We start from the raw sequence: 23,427 nt of genomic DNA, 5'->3' as shown, positions 1-23,427 counted from the left end.
AGCGGGCCCGACGCTACACCTCCGGCGGCAAACCGTCCTGCTCGCCATCTCCCGCAGGTCCGATCACATGGATTTCATCGCTCTGCGGGCTCCCCAGACGCATCAGGCTCAGATCCAGCGTCAACAACAGGCCGGGTAGATCGTGTCCGGGAGCCCAGGATGCCAGAGCATAGGCCCAGCGGCTATGGCCGCCATCTTCCCACTCGACGCGCTGCCTTGAAAGTTCCGCGCGCACGGCATTGGCCAGCCGCAGCGCCTCGTCGCGCCCCGCCTTCTGAATGAACAAGGCAAAATCCGAACCATTCAAGCGAGCGACCAGGCAAGCCGCCTCGGCCCCGCTGCCTGTGGCCTGCACGATGCTCTGTCCAACCCCATATAGCCACTGATCGGTCCTGGGCCGGGTCATGGCCTGGTTGATGCGCGTCAGATCGCGTTGCCGGATAAGCAGCACATATGCCGAGCGCCCTGCCCGAGGACCTGCGCTTTCGGTTCCGCGCAGTATCTCATCAATGAAATACCTGCGGTTCGGAAGCTTGGTGACCGGATCGCGATTCACCTCGGTTTCAAGCGAATCGATGCGCTCGTTCAGCGCCTTGCTCGTGGCCCGCACCCTGGCTTCCGTGTCCTGGATAGCGGCGGACACATCGGCCAGCTCCCGCAAAGAGCTGGATTCCTTCTGGATCTCCAGATCGTGGCCCACCGCTTCCAGTTGATGCCGGATCTCCCGGGACAGCGCTCTTTCGAACCAATTGACAAGCAGCGCCACAAACAGCGCCCACACCACTCCAGCCAGGACGACCAGGACCAACAATTGCGAACTGCCCCGCCACAAGGCCTCGGCGGCAGAAGCGTCGTCCACGACAACCGTCAACTCTCCCACCTGCTTCCAGCCGTCGGTGATGTCACGCACCGCAGTGACTGGGGCAACCGGCAGCAAGCGGCGAAACCATTCAGGGACAGGCTTGCCGGAGGATGGCGCCAGGGTCCGGGCAAACAGCACGGCGCCCTCTTTGCTTTCGAGAGCAATCTTGCGGAACTGGCCGCTGTCGAACAAGGCCGTCATTAATGTCTCGCGCGTGGCCGGATCCTGGTTGGCGGGCTGCGACAGCAGCAACGCCAAAGCCGATGCGGCGTTGTCGCCTTGCGACTGCAGTTGTCCATTCAGGTATTGCCGCGCCGCACCCATGCTGACCACCATGGTTCCCACCAGAATGCACACCATGATAATGGTCACGCTCATCAAGAGCCGCTTAAGCAGAGACATTTTTCAACCTTTTCGCGTATCTGTCATAGAAACATATTGTCCAGCCGATTCGACGCCCGCACATCATGGCTGAAACCCCTCGCTGCGCATGCGCGCCAATAGCGACTTCCAGCGGCCAATACGGTCAACCGACGCCGGCCTGGCTCCCGGCACATATATGCCTCGGATATTGAAACTGAATACGGGAGTCAGGTCATGGCGACGGCTGGCCGAAACGATGCGTGACTCAAGGCTGTCCAGCACCAGAGGCTCCGAACCGGGAGTGGCGTAATAGCCCAGGACCATATGCGCAATGCTTTCCGTGCCAAGCCGGGCCTTCACGTAGATAAACCGCAGCTTTTCAGGCGGCATGCCCATGAAGACCAACGAAAAATATTTTCCGATCACGTAGTCTTCGCAATCCCCCGCTCCCTTGCCAAGGCTTTCCAGCGGCGTGGCCCAATAATCGTCCACCCCCCACACCGCCATGTCGTCGGCCGGCTTCAAATGGGAATTCCAGAAATTGTTGACAGCCCGAAGCTGCTCCAGCTCCGGCGCCGACCGCATTTTTTCCAGCAAGGACAGCCATCTGGATGACGCCGTCGCCGCCGAGGGTCCCAAAAGAACACGCGCGTTTTCGAGAACGACCGCAACCGCCACCCCTTCCGCGCGCGCCACCGCTGCCCCTCCCGAAGCGGCGATAAGAACGGCCAGCAGCGCGATGCGCAAGCACCGCGGAAAAAAACGTCTTGCCATGGGAACACGCATGCTGGCGCTCTTATCGCTCCGGTTTTTCTGTTACATCATAGTACCCAGTTTCACCGGCTTGCGAAACGCTTCGGATTGCTTATTGATCCACTTTGAGCTTGCCCTCGTTGATAAGGTTCTGGATAAGCTGCGACTGGTCATGGTAGCTGCCCATCAGATCGACGTTCTCGAGAACGATCTGATGATTGAACCCGGTGCCGTCGGCAGCCATGCCGCCATGCGTCGCCACGCTGATCACCGTGTTGGCCACCCCATTGTCGTGATTGACATCGATATGCAGGAAGCTCGTGAGGTCGCCGGAAGAATGTTCCCCAACCAGCAAATCGCGAAGATCCAGCACATCGTTGCCATTGGGATCGCTTGCATTCAGCCCGAAATCCTTCACGACATCTTGACCCGGCGTCGAGCCTTCGTCGCCCAGCTGCCATTTGAAGACATCGTCGCCGGCGCCACCATACAGTACATCGTTGCCGTGGTTACCGATAAGGATGTCGTTGCCGCTGGTGCCGACCAGGGTGTCGTTGCTGGTCGTGCCGACGATATTTGCCTGGAACAATTGAAGATTGGCGACCATAAGGTCATCGGTGTACTGACTGCCTTCGCTCTGCGGATCCCAACGCATCTCCAGTTGCCCACTCGACGCCACATCCTCCGGCAAGGTGATCTGCAAATGGTGGAAGCCGCTAAGATCCGATGGACTCAGGCCATTATTGCCATTAGCTGTGCTGTAGTCGTAAGACCAAGTCTCGATCTTGTCGATATTCACGCTGGCGCCATTCATAGCCGTCACCGTGGCATACCAGGAATCCCCGACTGCCTCGCCAGCGGACGGTGTGGTAATGATCGCATACACAACACCATCGAAGGAGATTTCCAGATGCATGGCATTGCCGGTATCCTTCGGCGCATTCCATGGGTCGTTCAAATCGCCGTTATTGGGGTTGTTCCAGGCAATATCCAGATCGAGACGGCTGCCGGCGGTAACCCCCGACACGTCCTGCGACAAGGTGATTTCGCGGCTGTCGTTGTTCCAGGCGCCAACATAAGGTCTATCGGCCATCAGCGATTTGCTCTCCAGGAATGGTCCGGTATACGCCCAGGCCTGGTAGCCTTGGTCGTTATTGCCGTCCCACCACTGGGTTTGATTGGCGAAATGCGAGAAGTCGCCATTGACCAACAGGCTGGTGTCGGAATAGGTGTATGCGGACGCCACGTGGCCAGCATCGGTAGAACCGGAGTCCGTGGAATCGGGCACGGTTGTACCGGAGTCCGTGGAACCAGAATCGGTTGACGTGTGTTCGCCACTTGCTGCCAATACTGCCGTGCTCGCACTCGAAGCCGTGGACCCATTGACCTCATACGCGCTGGCATGCACTGTCACGCCAGTAAAGTCGGCGCCCTCGGCTACGCCAGTGACTGTAAGCGTTACGTCTACATGTTGCATGGAGGCATGATCGGTGCCAGCATCCCAGCGCAGCTCCCACGTCTCGCCATTCTGGACCAGTGCAAGACCCGTCGGCAGAGTGCCGTCGACCGCGACAACCGCTCCCGCAGGTATGCCATCCAGCACCAGATTGCCCAGATATTCGCTGCCGTCCGTATCGGTGACTGCGGCAGAAACCGAAACTGCATACGAAACCTCGGTGCCCGTGGCGGCATGAACCGTGTTGAACGTGGTGTCATGGGAATCCGCCAAATAGGCGGTCTGGCCATTGCCGAAAATAACACCTTCCAATTGATTGCTGACCTGGCCGATCAACGACCCCGACCCATCGGGCCCCGAGTAATGCACCGTCACGCCATCCATCGTATTGACGTTGCTATCGTTATTATTGTTCGTGCTGTTGTTTACCGTGTACGAGTACCCATCCTCTTGCTGCACGAAGATGTAGTCCTTTTCTCCGCCTACGGCCGACATACTGTTGCCATGAACGGAGTCGAGGTGGCGCAACTGCTTCTGGTCCTCGGTCCAATCGCTTTGCCGATAGAAATAACCGCTCTGGGAATGCACGACAAAGATATCCGCATAGGAAGAATCGCCACCCACGTTGCCCTGAGTGTAATACTGGATCTGATCCGCGCTTGCCGCCTCGGGAACCGTATCCCCTTCCGTAAGCCAGACGCGGACGTTGTCGCCGATCTTGATGATCTTCCCATCCTGCACGTCGAAGCCATCCGGCGAGCCGCTGCCGCCGTTGACCTGGATGATGTCGGAACTGGAGCCCCCGGCAGGCGCGACCGTGGTTTCGGTGCTTACCACCGATACGCTGACATCGGGAGCATCCGCCACCGGCGTCACGTCCACCGTCAACACCGCCGCATCGCCGACATTATGCGCATCGACAGGCTGGTAGGTGATTTGCGCGTAGTCCACGTGGCCGTTGCCCAAACCTGCCGAACCCGAAGCGCTGCTCGACTCGTTCTCGGCCGGCACAAAGCGCAGCTTGCCGGCATCGATATCGGCCCGCGAGATGTCGTAGTGGCCATCCGTGAGTGTTACCGTCGTCCACACCGCATTGGCCGCGCCGGGGTCGCTGGAATACTCCAGTACGCCGTTGGTAGGCAGGCCCGTAATATGCAGCCCCTGCTCCGAAGACGAGGAATCGTCCGACACATTGAAGCTGTTCCAGGTCAGCACCAACGGCGTATCCTCCACGCCCTGCACGCTACCGTTTTGCGCCGTCGGCGCCGAATCCACGCTATAGGTATGCGTGTCACCGGCGACCGCCGTATTACCAGCCGCATCGCTAACCGCCACCGACGCAGTAATCGACGTACCGCCCACTAAGGCGGAGCCGGCCACGTCCACCGACCAGGTATTGTCTGCGTCGACCGTGGTAGTGAGCGTATGGTCGCCCACCGTCACGGTGACGACGTCACCCGCCTTCGCATCGCCACCCACCGAACCGGCAATAACGACCGGGCTGGACAATTCCGATGTGTCGATAACGTTATCGCCCGCCACATCGTTGATCATGATCGTCGCACTCGCGCTGGTATCGACGCTATAGTCATGGGTCGCATTGGCGGTTGTCGTATTGCCGCCCCCATCGCTGGCCGTCACCGAGGCGCTGATGGAGGCGTTGCCGGCCAATACAGAGCCATCGACACTCACCGTCCAGGTCTTGCCTTCGGCAACCGTCGCGACGAAGCTGTGATCCCCCACGTGAACCGTGACGGTATCGCCCACCTTGGCGTCACCGCCTACCGAGCCGGTCAGGACAACCGTGCTGGCCGCCTCCGTGGCATTGACCACGTTGTCGCCTGTCACGTTGTCGATCGTGATCGTGGCGCTGGCTTCCACGTCCACCGCATCTAGCGTCACTGTCGTCGTGCTCGAATTCGCACTCGCGCCGTATTCGCTGGAGGTCGCGCTGGCCGTCAGGCTGAACGGTTCCGTGCCGTTCGGAACACGCATCGTCAGGTGCGTATCCACCGTCAGCAGGCCCGAGCTGTTCGCCACGAACCAGTCGCCATTGCTCAGTTGCGTGGCGCCTTCTATCGTTACGCCTTCAGGCACCCCGCTTAGCGTCACCCCGGACAGCGACTCGCTGCCGTCCCGATCCGTCAGCGCCGCCACCACATGCACGTCCACATCGTGGTAGCCGCCCTCGACGGTCTGTGTATCCAGACCGGAAATATGCTTCGAGGCATCCCCGCCCACGCTGCCTCCGTCGCCAAACAATATTCCGCGGATATTGTTCAGGACAATGGTGATGCCGGTCGCCAGATCCTTCACCTGAGCTTCGATTTGCGGCACGCCGTCATGGACGTTGACCACAATGTGCACGATCTCGTAGGCGCTCTCCGGCTTGTTGAAGAACACATAATCGCCCTTGGCGTTGATCCCTTTCAAATCCTCCCAATCGTCGCCGTCCCGCCCAAGCACCACCTGGTCGAAATTGCCGATTACCGCAACAATGTCTGTCGCCGGATCCTTAACATGGAGGTTGCCGCCCGAATTCGCATCAAAAGGCGGCACGATCAAATTGCCCGACATCCCCGACGCGCTGACCGATGTGCCGTCGGAAGACATCACCAGCGTGATGCCGTCGAACGTGAAGGTCGTGCTGCCGCTGCCGCTACCTCCCTCACTGATATCGCCCAGCGACAGGCTTACCGTGGGCGCATCCGCCACAGGCGTCACATCCACCGTCAGCACCGACGACTGGCCGACGTTCTGGCCATCCACCGGCTGGTAGGTGATTTGCGCGTAATCGACATGGCCATTGCCCACGCCCGCCGCGCTCGAATCGCTCCAGCTCGACTCGTTCTCGCCCGGCACAAAACGCAGTTTGCCCGCCTCGATATCCGCCCGCGAGATGTCGTAATAGCCATCGGTAAGCGTCACCACCGTCCATACCGCATTGGCCGCTCCCGGATCGCTGGAATACTCCAGCACCCCATTGCCCGGCAAACCCGTAATATGCAGCCCCTGCTCCGAGGACGGCGAATCGTCCGTCACCTTGAAGTCGTTCCAGGTGAGCACCAGTGGCGTGTCTTCCACGCCCTGCACGCTGCCCGCTTGCACCGTAGGAGCCAGATCCACGCTGTACCCATGCGTAGCGCTGGCCGTCGCCGTATTGCCCGCGGCATCGGTCGCCGATATCGCCGCGCTGATGGAGGTGCTGCCCACCAGGGCGGAGCCGGCCACGTTCACCGACCAGGTATTGTCTGCACCCACAGTGGCGGTGAATGTATGGCCGCCCACCGTCACGGTGACGACGTCGCCCGCCTTGGCATCGCCGCCCACAGAACCCGAGATCGTTACCGTTTCGCCCGACTCCGTCGCATTCACAACGTTATCGCTGGTAACAGCATCAATGCTGATCGTCGCTTCCGCGGCCGTATCTACACTGTAAGTGTGGTTGGCGTTAGCTGTCGTGGTATTACCCGCCGCATCGCTGGCCGAAACTGAGGCACTGATCGACGTGTTGCCGGCTAGCACCAAGCCGGCAACATCCACCGACCAGGTGCCATTCTCTACGACCGTCGCTGCGAACTCATGTTCTCCGACATGAACCGTGACCGTATCGCCTGCCTTCGCGTCACCACCCACAGAGCCTGTAATCGTTACCGTGCCACCAGACTCCGCGGCATTCACCACGTTATCGCTGGTAACTGCATCAATACTGACCGTCGCATTCGCCACGGTGTCAACCGTATAAGATTGCGCCGCATTCGCCGTCGCCGTATTGCCAGCGGCATCCGTCGCCGTAATCGACGCACTCACCGAGGTATTGCCGGCCAAGATGGAACCCGCCACGTCCACCGACCAGCTCTTATCCGCGGTCACGTGTACGGTGAACTCTTGATCACCCACGTGAACCGTAACCGTATCGCCTTCCTTGGCATCGCCACCCACAGAACCCGTGATCGTTACCGTATTGCCGGATTCCGTCGCGTTCACAACGTTATCGCTCGTCACGTCGTTGATCGTGATCGTCGCGTTGGCGACAGTATCCACGCTGTAAGTGTGGTTGGCGTTGGCTGTCGTGGTGTTACCCGCGGCATCGCTGGCTGAGACCGAGGCACTGATCGATGTGTTGCCGGCCAAAATCGAACCTGCCACATCGACCGACCAGGAGCCATTTTCGGCCACCGTTGCCGAGAACTCACTCTCGCCAACATGAACCGTGACCGTATCGCCTGCCTTCGCATCACCACCCACAGAACCCGCGATCGTTACCGTATTGCCGGACTCCGCGGCATTCACCACGTTATCGCTGGTAACTGCATCAATGCTGATCGTCGCTTCCGCAGCTGTATCTACACTGTAAGTATGGCTGGCGTTGGCCGTCGCGGTGTTACCGGCCACATCGCTGACCGAAACCGAGGCACTAATCGACGTATTGCCGACCAAGACGGAACCTGCCACATCGACCGACCAGGTGCCACCTTCTGCCACCGTTGCCGCGAACTCGTGCTCTCCGACATGAACCGTAACCGTATCGCCTTCCTTGGCATCTCCGCCCACGGAGCCCGTGATCGTCACCGTGTCGCCGGACTCTGCCGCATTCACAACGTTATCCGAAGTAACCGAATCGATCGCAATCGTCGCGTTGGCCACAGTATCCACACTGTAAGTGTGGCTGGCATTGGCCGTCGTAGTGTTACCCGCCGCATCGCTGGCCGAAACTGAGGCACTGATCGACGTGTTGCCGGCTAGCACCAAGCCGGCAACATCCACCGACCAGGTGCCATTCTCTACGACCGTCGCCGCGAACTCATGCTCTCCGACATGAACCGTGACCGTATCACCTGCCTTCGCATCACCGCCTACCGTACCGGTAATCGTTACCGTACCGCCGGACTCTGCAGCATTCACTACGTTGTCGACCGCCACGTCGTTGATCGTGACCGTGGCACTGGCTGTGGTGTCAACCGTATAGGTGTGCGAGGCATCCGCTGTGGCCGTGTTACCCGCAGTATCCGTCGCCGTGATCGACGCACTCACCGACGTATTGCCGGCCAAGACAGAACCCGCCACATCGACCGACCAGGTGCCACCTTCTGTCACCGTTGCCGCAAACTCATGCACTCCAACGTGAATCGTGACCGTATCACCTTCTTTGGCGTCTCCGCCCACGGAACCCGTGATGGTTACCGTACCGCCAGACTCTGCCGCGTTCACAACGTTGTCAGCCGTCACGTCGTTGATCGTGATCGTGGCACTGGCTGTGGTGTCAACGGTATAGGTGTGCGAGGCATTCGCCGTGGCTGTATTGCCGGCGGCATCCGTCGCCGTAATCGACGCACTCACCGACGTATTGCCAGCCAAGACGGAACCCGCTACGTCGACCGACCACGTGCCACTTTCTGCCACCGTTGCCGCGAATTCATGTTCTCCAACGTGAACTGTGACCGTGTCACCTTCCTTCGCATCACCACCCACGGAACCCGTGATCGTTACCGTATCGCCGGACTCCGTCGCGTTCACAACGTTATCGCTCGTCACGTCGTTGATCGTGATCGTAGCACTGGCGACAGTATCTACGCTGTAAGCATGGCTGGCGTTAGCTGTAGTCGTATTGCCGGCGGCATCGCTGGCCGAAACCGAGGCACTTACCGACGTATTGCCAGCCAGAACAGAACCTGCTACGCCAACCGACCACGTGCCACCTTCTGTCACCGTCGCGGTGAACTCATGTTCCCCAACATGAACCGTGACCGTATCGCCTGCCTTCGCGTCACCACCCACAGAGCCCGTAATCGTAACCGTACCACCAGACTCTGCCGCATTCACAACATTGTCGGCCGTCACGTCGTTAATCGTGATCGTGGCATTCGCTGTGGTGTCAACGGTATAAGACTGAGCCGCATTCGCCGTAACCGTATTGCCAGCGGTATCCGTCGCCGTAATCGACGCACTCACCGAGGTATGACCGGCCAGGACGGAACCCGCTACGTCAACCGACCAGGTGCCACCTTCTGTCACCGTCGCGCTAAACGACTGCTCACCCACTGTGACTGTGACGGTATCACCAACCTTCGCATCGCCACCCACCGTGCCAGTAATGGCGACCATACCGTCGGACTCTGCAGCATTCACCACGTTGTCAGCCGTCACATCGTTGATCGTGATCGTCGCATTCGCCACAGTGTCAACCGTATAAGGCTGCGCCGCATTTGCCGTCGCCGTATTACCCGCGGCGTCCGTCGCCGTAATCGAGGCGCTCACCGACGTATTGCCGGCTAACACCGAGCCGGCAACATCCACCGACCAAGTGCCACCTTCTGCCACCGTCGCCGAGAACTCATGCTCTCCAACATGAACCGTGACCGTGTCGCCTTCTTTGGCGTCACCGCCAACGGAACCTGTGATGGTTATCGTGTCGCCGGACTCCGCAGCATTCACCACGTTATCGTTGGTAACAGCGTCAATACTGATCGTCGCTTCCGCTGCCGTATCTACACTGTAAGTGTGGCTGGCATTGGCCGTCGTAGTGTTACCCGCCGCATCACTGGCCGAAACCGAGGCACTGATCGAGGTATTACCAGCCAAGACGGAACCCGCCACACCGACCGACCAGCTGCCATTTTCTGTCACCGTCGCCGTAAACTCATGCTCTCCGACATGAACTGTGACCGTATCGCCTTCTTTGGCGTCACCACCCACGGAACCCGTGATCGTAACCGTACCGCCGGACTCCGCGGCATTTACCACATTGTCAGCAGTAATCGAATCGATCGCAATCGTCGCTTCCGCTGCCGTGTCAACCGTATAGCTATGCGAGGCATTCGCCGTAGCCGTATTGCCGGCGGCATCGCTAGCCGAAACCGAGGCACTAATCGACGTGTTGCCAGCCAAAATCGAACCTGCTACGTCAACCGACCAGGTGCCATTCTCTGTCACCGTCGCCGCAAATTCATGTTCTCCGACATGAACTGTGACCGTATCGCCTTCCTTGGCGTCGCCACCCACGGAACCTGTGATCGTTACCGTATTGCCAGACTCCGCAGCATTCACTACATTGTCGGCCGTAATCGAATCGATCGCAATCGTCGCGTTGGCTACAGTATCCACACTGTAACTATGGCTGGCGTTGGCTGTCGTGGTATTGCCCGCCACGTCGCTGGCCACCACCGAGGCGCTGATCGAGGTGTTTCCAGCCAGGATCGAGCCAGCCACGCCGACCGACCAGGTGCCACCTTCTTCCACCGTTGCCGTGAACTCATGCTCTCCAACATGAACCGTGACCGTGTCGCCTTCCTTGGCATCACCGCCAACGGAACCCGTGATCGAAACCGTACCGCCGGACTCTGCCGCATTCACTACGTTGTCGACCGTCACGTCGTTGATCGTGACCGTGGCACTGGCTGTGGTGTCTACCGTATAGCTGTGCGAGGCATCCGCCGTAGCCGTATTCCCGGCTGCATCCGTCGCAGTGACCGACGCACTCACCGACGTATTGCCGGCCAGAACCGAGCCGGCAACATCGACCGACCAGGCGCCATTTTCGGTCACCGTTGCCGAGAACTCATGTTCTCCAACATGAACTGTGACCGTATCGCCTTCTTTGGCATCCCCACCCACGGAACCCGTGATCGTTACCGTATCACCAGACTCCGCGGCATTCACCACGTTGTCACTCGTCACATCGTTGATTGTGATCGTGGCACTGGCGACAGTATCCACACTGTAAGTGTGGCTGGCATTGGCCGTCGTGGTGTTGCCCGCCGCATCGCTGGCCGAGACCGAGGCACTGATCGACGTATTGCCGGCCAAGACAGAACCTGCCACACCGACCGACCAGGTGCCACCTTCTTCCACCGTTGCCGTGAACTCATGCTCTCCAACGTGAACCGTAACCGTGTTGCCTTCCTTGGCGTCACCGCCCACGGAACCCGTAATCGTTACCGTATTGCCGGATTCCGTCGCGTTCACAACGTTATCCGAAGTAACCGAATCGATCGCAATCGTCGCTTCCGCTGTCGTATCAACTGTGTAAGTATGGCTGGCGTTGGCCGTCGTAGTGTTACCCGCCGCATCGCTGGCCGAGACCGACGCGCTCACCGACGTATTACCGGCCAGAACAGAACCTGCTACGTCAACCGACCAGGTGCCACCCTCTACCACCGTTGCCGAGAACTCATGCTCTCCAACATGAACCGTGACCGTATCGCCTTCCTTGGCATCGCCACCCACAGAACCCGTAATCGTTACCGTATTGCCGGACTCCGTCGCGTTCACGACGCTGTCGCTGGTAACAGCGTCAATGTTGATCGTCGCATTCGCAACAGTATCCACACTGTAAGTATGGCTGGCGTTGGCCGTCGTAGTGTTACCGGCGGCATCGCTAGCCGCCACCGAGGCACTAATCGATGTATTGCCTGCCAGGAGCGCACCATCCACGCCCACCGACCAGGTATTACCCTCAACCACTGTCGCGCTAAACGACTGCTCACCCACTGTGACCGTGACCGTATCGCCTACCTTCGCGTCACCACCCACAGAACCCGTAATCGTTACCGTACTGCCGGATTCCGTCGCATTCACAACGTTGTCGGCCGTAATCGAATCGATCGCAATCGTCGCTTCCGCTGTCGTGTCAACCGTATAGCTATGCGAGGCATTCGCCGTAGCCGTATTACCCGCGGCATCCGTCGCCGTAATCGACGCACTCATCGACGTATTGCCGGCCAAGACGGAACCCGCCACATCGACCGACCAGGTGCCATTTTCAGCCACCGTTGCCGAGAACTCATGCTCTCCAACGTGAACCGTGACCGTGTCGCCTTCTTTGGCGTCACCGCCAACGGAGCCCGTGATCGTTACCGTTTCGCCCGACTCCGTCGCATTCACAACGTTGTCGCTGGTAACAGCATCAATGCTGATCGTCGCTTCCGCAGCCGTATCTACACTGTAAGTGTGGTTGGCGTTAGCTGTCGTGGTATTACCCGCCGCATCGCTGGCCGAAACTGAGGCACTCACCGACGCATTCCCTGCCAGGAGCGCACCATCCACACCCACCGACCAGCTCTTATCCGCAGTCACCTCTGCAGTGAACTCTTGATCTCCCACGTGAACCGTGACCGTATCGCCTTCTTTGGCGTCACCACCCACGGAACCCGTAATCGTGACCGTATCGCCGGACTCCGCGGCATTCACCACATTGTCAGCCGTCACGTCGTTGATCGTGATCGTCGCGTTGGCGACAGTATCCACACTGTAAGTGTGATTGGCGTTGGCCGTCGTGGTATTGCCGGCGGCATCCGTCGCCGTAATCGACGCACTCACCGACGTATTGCCGGCTAACACCGAGCCGGCAACACCCACCGACCAGGTGCCGTTCTCTGTCACTGTTGCCGTGAACTCATGCTCTCCGACATGAACCGTGACCGTGTCACCTTCCTTGGTGTCTCCGCCCACAGAACCCGTGATCGTTATCGTGTCTCCGGACTCCGTCGCATTCACAACGTTGTCGCTGGTAACAGCGTCAATGCTGATCGTCGCATTCGCGACAGTATCCACGCTGTAAGTATGGCTGGCGTTAGCTGTAGTCGTATTACCCGCCGCATCGCTGGCCGAAACCGAGGCACTCACCGACGTATTGCCGACCAAGACAGAACCCGCCACGTCGACCGACCATGTGCCACCTTCTGCTACCGTCGCCGAGAACTCATGTTCTCCAACATGAACTGTGACTGTGTCACCTTCCTTGGCGTCACCACCCACGGAACCCGTAATCGTTACCGTATCGCCGGACTCCGCAGCATTCACGACGTTGTCGGCCGTAATCGAATCAATCGCAATCGTCGCTTCTGCTGTCGTATCTACACTGTAGGTATGGCTAGCGTTGGCCGTCGCGGTGTTACCTGCCACATCGCTAGCCACCACTGATGCACTGATCGATGTATTACCGGCTAGGACAGAACCTGCTACGTCCACCGACCAGGTGCCGTTCTCTGTCACTGTCGCGCTGAACTCATGTTCCCCAACATGAACTGTGACCGTGTCACCTTCCTTCGCATCGCCACCCGCGGAACCCGTGATCGTTACCGTCGCATTGGATTCAGCATGGTTGATCACGTTGTCGTTGGTAACAGCGTCAATGCTGATCGTCGCATTCGCTACAGTGTCAACCGTATAGGCGTGTGAGGCATCCGCCGTGGCTGTATTGCCGGCCGCGTCCGTCGCCGTAATCGACGCACTCACCGAGGCATTGCCGGCCAAGACGGAACCCGCCACATCGACTGACCACGTGCCACCTTCTGCCACCGTTGCCGCGAATTCATGTTCTCCGACGTGAACCGTGACCGTATCGCCTTCCTTGGCGTCACCGCCCACAGAACCCGTAATCGTTACCGTGCCACCGGACTCTACCGCATTCACGGCGTTGTCGGCCGTCACGTCGTTGATCGTGATCGTCGCGTTAGCGACAGTATCCACACTGTAAGTGTGGCTGGCATTCGCCGTCGCCGTATTGCCCGCGGCATCTGTCGCCGTAATCGACGCACTCACCGACGTATTGCCGGCCAAGACGGCACCTGCTACGTCAACCGACCAGGTGCCGTTCTCTGTCACTGCCGCGCTGAACTCATGTTCTCCGACATGAACCTTGACCGTGTCACCTTCCTTAGCATCACCACCCACGGAACCCGTGATCGTCACCGTACCGCCAGACTCCGTCGCGTTCACGACGTTGTCGGCCGTAACTGAATCGATCGCAACTGTCGCTTCCGCTGTCGTGTCAACCGTATAAGATTGCGCCGCATTCGCCGTAGCCATATTCCCGGCTGCGTCCGTCGCCGTAATCGACGCACTCACCGAGGCATTGCCGGCCAAGACAGAACCCGCCACGTCGACTGACCACGTGCCACCTTCTGCCACTGTCGCCGAGAACTCATGTTCTCCAACGTGAACTGTGACCGCGTCGCCTTCCTTGGCATCGCCGCCAACGGAGCCCGTGATCGTTACCGTATCGCCAGACTCCGCGGCATTCACAACGTTGTCAGCCGTCACATCGTTGATCATAATCGTCGCTTCTGCTGTCGTATCTACACTGTAGGTATGGCTGGCGTTGGCCGTCGCAGTGTTGCCAGCCGCGTCGCTGGCTGAGACCGAGGCACTGATCGATGTGTTGCCGGCTAACACCGAGCCTGCCACATCGACCGACCAGGTGCCGTTCTCTGCCACTGTCGCGCTGAACTCATGTTCTCCGACGTGAATCGTGACTGTGTCGCCTTCCTTAGCGTCTCCGCCAACCGTACCGGTAATTGTTACCGTCGTATTGGATTCAGCATGGTTGATCACGTTGTCGCTGGTAACAGCGTCAATGCTGACCGTCGCATTCGCTACGGTGTCAACCGTATAAGACTGCGCCGCATTTGCCGTAGCCGTATTCCCGGCTGCGTCCGTCGCCGTAATCGACGCACTCACCGAGGTATTGCCGGCCAGAAGCGCACCATCCACGCCCACCGACCAACTCTTATCCGCGGTCACCTGCGCGGTGAACTCTTGATCACCCACGTGAACCGTGACCATATCGCCTGCCTTCGCGTCACCACCCACGGAACCCGTAATCGTTACCGTATCGCCAGACTCTGCCGCATTCACAACATTGTCGGCCGTCACGTCGTTAATCGTGATCGTGGCATTCGCTGTGGTGTCAACGGTATAAGATTGCGCCGCATTTGCCGTGGCCGTATTGCCGGCGGCATCCGTCGCCATAATCGAGGCGCTCACCGACGTATTGCCAACCAGAACAGAACCCGCTACGTCGACCGACCAGGAGCCATTTTCGGCCACCGTTGCCGAGAACTCACTCTCGCCAACATGAACTGTGACCGTGTCGCCTTCCTTGGCATCGCCGCCAACGGAACCCGTGATCGTCACCGTGTCACCGGACTCCGTCGCATTCACAACGTTGTCGGCAGTAATCGAATCAATCGCAATCGTCGCTTCCGCCGTCGTGTCAACCGTATAGCTGTGCGAGGCATCCGCTGTGGCCATATTACCCGCGGCATCCGTCGCCGTAATCGACGCACTCACCGAGGTATGACCGGCCAGGACGGAACCCGCTACGTCAACCGACCAGGTGCCACCTTCTGTCACCGTCGCCGAGAACTCACTCTCGCCAACATGAACCGTAACCGTGTCGCCTGCCTTCGCATCGCCACCCACGGAACCTGTGATCGTTACCGTATTGCCGGACTCTGCGGCATTCACCACGTTATCGTTGGTAACTGCATCAATGCTGATCGTCGCTTCCGCAGCCGTATCTACACTGTAAGTGTGGCTGGCGTTGGCCGTCGTGGTGTTACCCGCCGTATCGCTAGCCGCCACCGAGGCGCTGACTGAGGTGTTTCCAGCCAGGATCGAGCCAGCCACGCCGACCGACCAGGTGCCACCTTCTTCCACCGTTGCCGTGAACTCATGCTCTCCAACATGAACCGTGACTGTGTCGCCTTCCTTGGCGTCACCGCCCACAGAACCCGTAATCGTTACCGTGCCACCAGACTCCGTCGCGTTCACAACGTTATCGCTCGTCACATCGTTGATCGTGATCGTCGCATTGGCTGTGGTGTCAACGGTATAGGTGTGCGAGGCATTCGCCGTAGCCGTATTGCCAGCGGCATCCGTCGCCGAAACCGACGCACTTACCGAGGTATTACCGGCCAAAACGGAACCCGCTACATCGACCGACCAGGCGCCATTTTCGGCCACCGTTGCCGTGAACTCATGCTCTCCAACATGAACCGTGACTGTGTCACCTGCCTTCGCATCACCGCCCACAGAACCCGTAATCGTTACCGTATCGCCGGACTCTGCGGCATTCACCACGTTATCGCTGGTAATCGCATCAATACTGACCGTCGCATTCGCAACAGTATCCACACTGTAAGTGTGGCTGGCATTGGCCGTCGTAGTGTTACCGGCGGCATCGCTAGCCGCCACCGACGCACTCACCGACGTATTGCCAGCCAGAAGCGCACCATCCACGCCTACCGACCAGGTGCCGTTTTCTGTCACCGTCGCCGTGAACTCGTGCTCTCCAACGTGAACTGTGACCGTATCGCCTTCTTTGGCGTCACCGCCCACAGAACCTGTGATCGTTACCGTCGCGTTAGATTCAGCGTGATTGATCACGTTGTCGGCCGTCACATCGTTGATCGTGACCGTCGCATTCGCCACGGTGTCAACCGTATAAGATTGCGCAGCATTCGCCGTCGCCGTATTGCCCGCAGCATCTGTCGCCGTAATCGACGCACTCACCGACGTATTGCCGGCCAAGAGCTCACCTTCCACCCCCACCGACCACGTGCCGTTCTCTGTCACTGTCGTGCTGAACTCATGTTCTCCGACATGAACTGTGACCGTGTCGCCTTCCTTGGCGTCCCCGCCAACAGAGCCTGTGATCGTTACCGTACCACCAGACTCTGCCGCATTGACAACGTTATCCGAAGTAACCAAATCGATCGCAATCGTCGCTTCCGCTGTCGTGTCAACCGTATAAGATTGCGCCGCATTCGCCGTAGCCGTATTACCCGCGGCATCCATCGCCGTGATCGACGCGCTCACCGACGTATTGCCAGCCAAGACAGAACCCGCTACGTCAACCGACCAGGTGCCGCCTTCTGTCACTGTAGCCGTAAACCCATGCTCTCCGACGTGAACCGTGACCGTATCACCTTCCTTAGCATCACCACCCACGGAACCCGTAATCGTGACCGTACCGCCAGACTCCGTCGCATTCACAACGTTGTCGCTCGTCACGTCGTTGATCGTGATCGTAGCACTGGCGACAGTATCTACGCTGTAAGTGTGGTTGGCGTTGGCCGTCGTAGTGTTACCCGCCGTATCGCTAGCCGCCACCGACGCACTCACCGACGTATTGCCAGCCAAGACAGAACCTGCCACATCGACCGACCAAGTGCCACCTTCCGCCACCGTCGCCGTGAACTCATGTTCTCCAACATGAACTGTGACTGTGTCGCCTTCCTTGGCATCACCGCCCACGGAGCCCGTGATCGTTACTGTGTCACCAGACTCCGCAGCATTCACCACGTTATCCGAAGTAACCGAATCGATCGAAATCGTCGCTTCCGCTGTCGTGTCAACCGTATAAGACTGCGCCGCATTCGCCGTCGCCGTATTGCCCGCGGCATCTGTCGCCGTAATCGACGCACTCACCGAGGCATTGCCGGCCAAGACGGAACCCGCCACATCGACCGACCACGTGCCATTTTCAGCCACCGTTGCCGAGAACTCATGTTCTCCAACGTGAACCGTGACCGCATCACCTTCCTTGGCATCGCCACCCACGGAACCCGTAACCGTTACCGTACTGCCGGATTCCGTCGCGTTCACGACGTTGTCGGCCGTAACTGAATCAATCGCAATCGTCGCTTCTGCTGTCGTATCAACTGTGTAAGTATGGCTGGCGTTGGCCGTCGTGGTATTGCCGGCGGCATCGCTAGCCGAAACCGAGGCACTAATCGATGTATTGCCGGCCAAAATCGAACCTGCCACGCCAACCGACCACGTGCCATTTTCTGCCACTGTCGCCGCGAACTCATGCTCTCCAACATGAACCGTGACTGTGTCGCCTTCCTTGGCGTCGCCACCCACGGAGCCCGTGATCGTGACCGTATCGCCGGACTCTGCGGCATTCACTACGTTATCGCTGGTAACAGCATCAATACTGACCGTCGCATTCGCCACGGTGTCAACCGTATAAGATTGCGCCGCATTTGCCGTGGCCGTATTACCCGCGGCATCCGTCGCCGTGATCGACGCGCTCACCGAGGTATTGCCGGCTAACACCGAGCCGGCAACATCCACCGACCACGTGCCGCCTTCTTCCACCGTCGCCGAGAACTCATGCTCTCCAACGTGAACCGTAACCGTGTCGCCTTCCTTGGCGTCTCCGCCCACGGAACCCGTGATCGTGGCCATACCGCCAGACTCTGCCGCATTCACCACGTTGTCATTCGTCACATCGTTGATCGTGATCGTGGCACTGGCGACAGTATCCACGCTGTAAGTGTGGTTGGCGTTAGCTGTCGTGGTATTGCCTGCCGCATCGCTAGCCGAAACCGAGGCACTAATCGACGTGTTGCCAGCCAGGAGCGCACCATCCACGCCCACCGACCACGTGCCACCTTCTGCCACCGTCGCCGCGAATTCATGTTCTCCAACATGAACCGTGACCGTATCACCTTCCTTGGCGTCACCGCCAACGAAACCTGTGATCGTCACCGTACCGCCGGACTCCGCGGCATTGACCACGTTGTCGCTGGTAACAGCATCAATGCTGATCGTCGCATTTGCTACGGTGTCAACCGTATAAGATTGTGCCGCATTCGCCGTAGCTGTATTGCCGGCGGCATCTATCGCCGTGATCGACGCACTTACCGACGTATTGCCAGCCAGAACAGAACCTGCTACGCCAACCGACCACGTGCCGCCTTCTGCCACCGTCGCCGAGAACTCATGTTCTCCAACATGAACCGTGACCGTGTCACCTTCCTTGGCATCCCCACCCACGGAACCCGTGATCGTGACCGTACCGCCAGACTCCGCGGCATTCACCACGTTGTCAGCAGTAATCGAATCAATCGCAATCGTCGCTTCTGCTGTCGTATCAACTGTGTAAGTATGGCTGGCATTGGCCGTCGTGGTGTTGCCCGCCGCATCGCTGGCCGAGACCGAAGCACTAATCGACGTGTTGCCAGCCAGAACAGAACCCGCCACATCGACCGACCAGGTGCCGTTCTCTGTCACTGTCGCGCTGAACTCATGTTCTCCGACATGAACCGTGACCGTATCGCCTTCCTTGGCGTCGCCACCCACAGAGCCCGTGATCGTTACCGTCGCGTTGGATTCAGCGTGGTTGATCACGTTGTCGGCCGTCACGTCGTTGATCGTGACCGTCGCACTGGCTGTGGTGTCTACAGTATAGCTGTGCGAGGCATCCGCCGTAGCCGTATTGCCGGCGGCATCCGTCGCCGTAATCGACGCACTCACCGACGTATTGCCAGCCAAGACGGAACCCGCCACACCAACCGACCACGTTCCATTTTCTGTCACTGTCGCGCTGAACTCATGTTCTCCGACATGAACCGTGACCGTATCGCCTTCCTTGGCATCGCCGCCCACGGAACCCGTAATCGTTACCGTATCACCGGATTCCGCGGCATTCACCACGTTGTCGGCCGTCACGTCGTTGATCGTGATCGTCGCGTTGGCGACAGTATCCACACTGTAAGTGTGATTGGCGTTGGCCGTCGTGGTATTGCCGGCGGCATCGCTAGCCGCCACCGACGCACTCACCGACGTATGGCCAGCCAGGAGCTCACCATCCACGCCCACTGACCACGTGCCATTCTCTGCTACTGTCGCCGAGAATTCTTGATCACCCACATGAACCGTGACCGTGTCACCTTCCTTGGCATCACCGCCCACAGAACCTGTGATCGTTACTGTACCGCCAGACTCTGCGGCATTGACCACGTTATCGCTGGTAACAGCATCAATGCTGATCGTCGCTTCTGCTGTCGTATCAACTGTGTAAGTATGGCTGGCATTGGCCGTCGTAGTGTTACTCGCGACATCGCTGGCCGAAACCGAGGCACTAATCGATGTGTTGCCGGTCAAGACGGAACCCGCCACGTCGACCGACCACGTGCCATTTTCGGCCACCGTTGCCGTGAACTCACGCTCTCCAACGTGAACCGTAACCGTGTCGCCTTCCTTCGCGTCTCCGCCAACGGAACCCGTAATCGTTACCGTACCGCCGGACTCTGCGGCATTGACCACGTTATCGCTGGTAACGGCATCAATGCTGATCGTCGCACTCGCCGAGGTATCTACGCCATAGGACTGGCTGGTGCTGGCCCTGGTGGTATTGCCAACAGCATCGCTGGCCGAGACCGAGGCGCTGATGGATGTGTTGCCGGCCAGGACGGAACCATCGACACTCACCGACCAGGTGTTGCCTTCGACCACGCGCGTCGTCAGAACTTGATCGCCAATTTGTACTGTAACCGTATCGCCAACGCTGGCATCGCCGCCCACGGCGCCCGTGATCACTACTGAACCCGCGGACTCCGCCGCATTCACAATATTGTCGGCGGTGACCGAGTCAATCGTGATCGCGGCATTTGCCGAAGTGTCGACACCATAGGCATGCGTGGCGGAAACTGTGGTCGTATTGCCGCCTGCATCGCTGGCCGTCACCGAAGCGCTGATCGACGTGTTGCCGGCCAATACAGAGCCATCGACACCCACCGTCCAGGTCTTGCCTTCGGCAACCGTCGTGGTGAAGCTGTGATCCCCAATGTGAACCGTTACCGTATCGCCGGCCTTGGCATCACCGCCCACCGAGCCAGTCACGGCAACCGTGCCGGCCGCCTCCGCGGCGTTGACCACGTTGTCGCCTGTCACGTTGTCGATCGTGATCGTGGCGCTGGCTTCCACGTCCACCGCATCCAGCGTCACCGTCGTCGTGCTCGAATTCGCACTCGCGCCGTATTCGCTGGAGGTCGCGCTGGCCGTCAGGCTGAACGGTTCCGTGCCGTTCGGAACACGCATCGTCAGGTGCGTATCCACCGTCATCTGGTTCGAGTCGTTGGCCACGAACCAGTCGCCGTTGCTCAACTGGATGGCGCCATCTATAGTGACCCCCGCGGGCACCCCGCTTAGTGTTACGCCCGACAGCGACTCGCTGCCGTCCCGGTCTGTCAGCGCCGCCACCACGTGGACATCCACATCGTGGTAGCCGCCCTCTACGGTCTGTGTATCCAGACCGGAAATATGCTTCGAGGCATCCCCGCCTACGCTGCCTCCGTCGCCGAACAATATCCCGCGGATATTGTTCAGGTTCATCGAAATGCCAGTAGCCAGATCCGTCACCGTCGCCGAAATCTGCGCCACGCCATTGTTGACGTTGATCACCTCGTTCGTGATCTGGTAGGCGCTTTCCGCCTTGCTGAAGAACACGTAGTCGCCATTGCCGCTGATGCCGTGCAGGTTCTCCCACTCATGGCCGTCCCGGCCATGCACGACCTGATCGAAATTGCCGATTACGGCAATCACATCTGTATGGGGATCGTTGTCGTTGATGTTCCCGCCCGTGGAGGCATCAAAGGGGGACGTCTGCAAGCTGCCGGTCAAGCCCGAGCCCGACGCACTGACCGAGCCATCCGCGCCCACCTGCAGCGTGATGCCGTCGAACGTGAACGTCGCCCCGCCGCTGCCCCCTTCGCTGATGTCGCCCAGCGACAGGCTTACCGTGGGCGCATCCGCCACCGGCGTCATGTCCACCGTCAGCACCGACGACTGGCCGACGTTCTGGCCATCCACCGGCTGGTACGTGATTTGCGCATAGTCGGCATGGCCGTTGCCCACGCCCGCCGCGCCCGAGCCGCTGCTCGACTCATTCTCGCCCGGCACGAAACGCAGCTTGCCCGCCTCGATGTCGGCCCGCGAGATGTCGTAGTGGCCGTTCGTCAGCGTTACCGTGGTCCATACCGCATTGGCCGCGCCCGGATCGCTGGAATACTCCAGCACGCCGTTGCCCGGCAGGCCCGTAATGTGCAGGCCCTGCTCCGAAGCCCGGGAATCATCGGTAACCTTGAAATCGTTCCAGGTGAGCACCAACGGCGTATCTTCCACACCCTGCACGCTGCCGGCTTGCGCTGTAGGGGCCAGGTCCACGCTGTATGCATGCGTAGCGCTGGCGGTCGCGGTATTGCCTGCTGCGTCGCTGGCCGATATCGCCGCGCTGACGGAGGTGCTGCCCACCAGGGCGGAGCCGGCCACGTTCACCGACCAGGTATTGTCTGCACCCACAGTGGCGATGAATGTATGGCCGCCCACCGTCACGGTGACGACGTCGCCCGCCTTGGCATCGCCGCCCACTTTCCCGGTTATGGCGATTGTGCCGGCGGACTCCGCCGCATTCACGATGTAGTCGTTCGCAACACTGTCAATGGTAATGGTTGCCGTGGCGCTTAGATCGGTGGCGTACGACTGTTCCACAGTGGCCGACGTCGACTGGGTGTCAGCGCCGGTAGTGGCAACCTGGGCGCTGATGCTGCCATGGCCGGAAAGCAACGAGCCGGGAACATTCACCGACCAGACGGACCCCTCCTGCACGCTGGTTACATAAACGACGTCGCCAACTGTGACCCTGACGAGATCGCCGGCCCGCACATCGCCGCCGACACTTCCCGAAACCAGTACATCGCCGCGTGCCTCGATGCTGTTGATGATGTTGTCGCCGGCGATGGTGTCGAACGCTATGCTGGCCCTGGCGGGAACCAGGGCTGGAGAATTGCCCGAGACAGCCAGGGAAGAGATCGATCCGGAACCCGAGCCGGAGCCGCTGTCGTTCCCGCTGGCATCTCCGTGGCTGCCCGACCCATGGGTGAAGAAATTATCCAGGGTTCCCACCAGTGGTGTCGTGAACCCGGTGGTTTGTTCGTTCAGCGGCAACGACGACAATTGAATGCCCAACAGGCGAACCAGGCCGCTTACATGGTCGAAATTGCCGGCCGACCCAAGATTGGATACATGTATGGAAAACGCCCTGTCGTCGGGCTTGGTGGCTGCGGTGGCTTCCAGGACCGCGAAGGGATCCTGGCCGCTGTTGAGCAGCGTGGCCAACGTATTGAGCGCCGGAGTGTCGCTTACGGCCGAGTCGGCCGAATCGACATTTGTTTGAACGACATCGCCGCTGAACACGAACTCACGGTTTGCGCCGACCATGATGGAAGGCACGCCATCCGCGGACAATTGCACGCTGGCCCCGTCGCCCGTGATGATTACCGTATCCAGGGGAATGCGCTGCCCTTCGTGCACTGCAACAAGTTGCCCGTCATCGGTACGGATCCAGGCTTGGCCCGTAACTTTTGTAACAACTGCGACTTCTGCGGCCATGAGTAAGGCACTCCGTAAATACTTGTCC

Annotated in this window: 3 protein-coding genes; all 3 read right to left on the bottom strand. The window is 59.5% G+C overall.

Features of this window, described 5'->3' with window-relative positions:
- Positions 1 to 13: 13 nt before the first annotated feature.
- The 3 genes from VNT00_RS05595 to VNT00_RS05585 all read right to left on the bottom strand — a co-directional run bounded on the left by VNT00_RS05595 (position 14) and on the right by VNT00_RS05585 (position 23,399).
- Positions 14 to 1,240, bottom strand: coding sequence for a LapD/MoxY N-terminal periplasmic domain-containing protein (locus VNT00_RS05595; RefSeq protein ID WP_325585327.1), 1,227 nt, complete (start codon positions 1,238 to 1,240; stop codon positions 14 to 16).
- An 87-nt stretch (positions 1,241 to 1,327) separates the two neighbouring features.
- The gene (locus VNT00_RS05590; protein WP_325585325.1) at positions 1,328 to 2,011 is read right to left on the bottom strand and encodes a transglutaminase-like cysteine peptidase; all 684 of its coding nucleotides are present in this window, start codon (positions 2,009 to 2,011) and stop codon (positions 1,328 to 1,330) included.
- Positions 2,012 to 2,090: 79 nt separating this feature from the next.
- On the bottom strand, positions 2,091 to 23,399 hold the full coding sequence (locus VNT00_RS05585; RefSeq protein WP_325585323.1) for an Ig-like domain-containing protein: 21,309 nt from the start codon (positions 23,397 to 23,399) through the stop codon (positions 2,091 to 2,093).
- Between the last annotated feature and the right edge of the window lie 28 nt (positions 23,400 to 23,427).

Source organism: Eoetvoesiella sp., assembly GCF_035555955.1.
Lineage (GTDB): Bacteria > Pseudomonadota > Gammaproteobacteria > Burkholderiales > Burkholderiaceae_B > Eoetvoesia.
Note: the sequence above shows the minus strand (reverse complement) of the source record. Positions and strands in the feature narration are given on the sequence as shown.